This is a genomic window from Streptomyces boluensis, assembly GCF_009908195.1.
In the GTDB taxonomy this organism is placed as follows: Bacteria; Actinomycetota; Actinomycetes; order Streptomycetales; family Streptomycetaceae; genus Streptomyces; species Streptomyces boluensis.
This window is the reverse complement of record NZ_JAAAHS010000638.1, coordinates 1-2284: the sequence shown is the minus strand read 5'-3', so window position 1 is coordinate 2284 and position 2284 is coordinate 1. Positions and strand designations below refer to the sequence as shown.

General features: G+C 71.5%; 2 protein-coding genes. Both read right to left on the bottom strand.

Features of this window, described 5'->3' with window-relative positions; genetic code table 11:
- Positions 1 to 94 precede the first annotated feature (94 nt).
- The gene (locus GUY60_RS36925; RefSeq protein WP_161705875.1) at positions 95 to 682 is read right to left on the bottom strand and encodes an isochorismatase family protein; all 588 of its coding nucleotides are present in this window, start codon (positions 680 to 682) and stop codon (positions 95 to 97) included.
- 181 nt (positions 683 to 863) lie between these two features.
- On the bottom strand, positions 864 to 2192 hold the full coding sequence (locus tag GUY60_RS36920) for a nicotinate phosphoribosyltransferase (protein ID WP_161705874.1): 1329 nt from the start codon (positions 2190 to 2192) through the stop codon (positions 864 to 866).
- Between the last annotated feature and the right edge of the window lie 92 nt (positions 2193 to 2284).

The following is a 2284-nucleotide window of genomic DNA, read 5'->3' as shown; positions in this document are numbered from 1 at the left end:
AATTTGAGCCTCTCCGGCGATTGAGGAGGCCCGTCCGGCAGGCCACGCGGCGGCAGCCGCATATCGGACGCAGCGGGAAGGGGCGGGGAGGGGCTCAAACCACCGGCTTGCCCGTCAGCTCCACGCCCGCCTCGGACAGCTCATCCAGAGCCCGCCGCGTACTGTCCCCGGACACCCCGGCCGTGAGGTCAAGCAGAACCTTCACCCGGAACCCCTCCCGCACCGCATCCAACGCAGTGGCCCGCACGCAGTGATCCGTAGCGATACCGACCACGTCGACCTCCGTGACCTCCCGCGCCCGCAGCCACCGCGCCAGCGGCGTCCCGTTCTCGTCGGCGCCCTCGAAGCCGCTGTACGCCGCCGTGTACGCCCCCTTGTCGAAGACCGCGTCGACCGCGCCGGAGGCCACCGCGGGGGCGAAGTTCGGGTGGAAGCCGACACCCTCCGTGCCGGCCACACAGTGCGCGGGCCAGCTGTCGACGAAGTCCGGGCGGTCCGAGAAGTGGTCGCCGGGCGCGATGTGGTGGTCGCGGGTGGCGACCACGTGCTGGTAGCAGGCCCCCGCGGTCTGGCCGATCAGATCCGTGACCGCCGCGGCGACATCCGCGCCACCGGAGACCGCGAGGCTGCCGCCCTCGCAGAAGTCATTCTGCACATCCACGACAATCAGGGCGCGGCGCATGATGGTGTCCTTCGGCTGGAGAATCTCTGGGTCGATGAGTCAGGGGCGGAGGGGACTGCCGTTGCATTCCCCTCCACCGGACGTTCATGCGCTCCCTGCCCCCGTACGGGCCACCCGTACGGACCCACGAGCGCACACCCGCGTCAGACGTACTCAGACGCGCTCAGGCGTACTCGGACACTCAGACGTACTCGGTGGGAATGACCGTCTCGCCGCGCGACAGCTGCGTCGCCGAGAGCGGAAGCCGGGCGAGGACCTCCTGGTGCCGGGCGCGTACCGCGTCCAGCGGCTCGCGGGCCACCACCTCGCCGCCCTTGACCAGCTCGACGAGGAGCTGCTGGTCGGCGAGGTCCGCGGGGACCGGCCCGGTGCCGATGACCTCGGCCTCGGCGACACCGTCCTCGTCCAGGCGGCGCGCGGCCCACTTGCGGCCGCCGCGCGAGGACTTGGCGCCCATCGACTTCTTGGCCACCGGTTCGAGCGGCGCCCCGGGCTCCGTCGACCTGGCCCGCGCCACCAGCTTGTAGACCATCGAGCAGGTCGGGTGCCCGGAGCCGGTGACCAGCTGGGTGCCCACGCCGTACGCGTCCACGGGCGCCGCGGCGAGCGAGGCGATGGCGTACTCGTCCAGGTCGGAGGTGACCACGATCTTGGTCTCGGTGGCGCCGAGGTCGTCCAGCTGCTGCCGCACCCGGTGCGCGACGAGCAGCAGGTCACCGGAGTCGATACGGACCGCGCCGAGCTCGGGCCCGGCCACCTCGACGGCGAGCCGGACGGCCTCGGTCACGTCGTACGTGTCGACGAGCAGCGTCGTACCCCGGCCGAGGGTCTCCACCTGGGCGGTGAAGGCGTCCCGCTCGCTGTCGTGCAGCAGCGTGAAGGCGTGCGCGGACGTGCCGACCGTGGGGATGTCGTAGCGGAACCCGGCCGCGAGGTCGGACGTGGTGTCGAAGCCGCCGACGTACGCCGCCCGGGACGCGGCCACCGCGGCCAGCTCGTGGGTGCGGCGCGCGCCCATCTCGATCAGCGCCCGCCCGCCCGCGGCCGCCGACATCCGGGAGGCGGCCGCGGCGATGGCCGAGTCGTGGTTGAGGATCGAGAGGATCACCGTCTCCAGGAGCACGCACTCCGCGAAGGAGCCCTCCACCCGCAGCAGCGGGGAGCCGGGGAAGTAGACCTCGCCCTCCGGGTAGCCCCAGATGTCGCCCCGGAAGCGGTAGTCCGCGAGCCACTGCAGGGTGGGCTCGTCGACCACGGCGCGGGAGCGCAGGAAGTCGATGACCCCCTCGTCGAAGCGGAAGTTCTCCACCGCGTCCAGGACGCGCCCGGTGCCTGCGACGACGCCGTACCGGCGCCCCTCGGGCAGCCTGCGCGTGAACACCTCGAAGACCGAGCGTCGCTCGGCCGTGCCCGCCTTGAGGGCGGCCTGCAGCATCGTCAGCTCGTAGTGGTCCGTGAAGAGTGCCGTCGACGGCACGTCCACGGGCAGCCCGAGGTCCGCAGAGTTCATAGCCCCACTGTTCATGGTTCGGGATGCTACCCCTATCTCGTCACTTTGACGATTTCTACGCCCCGATTGTGACGGAGCCCCTTCGCCACCCC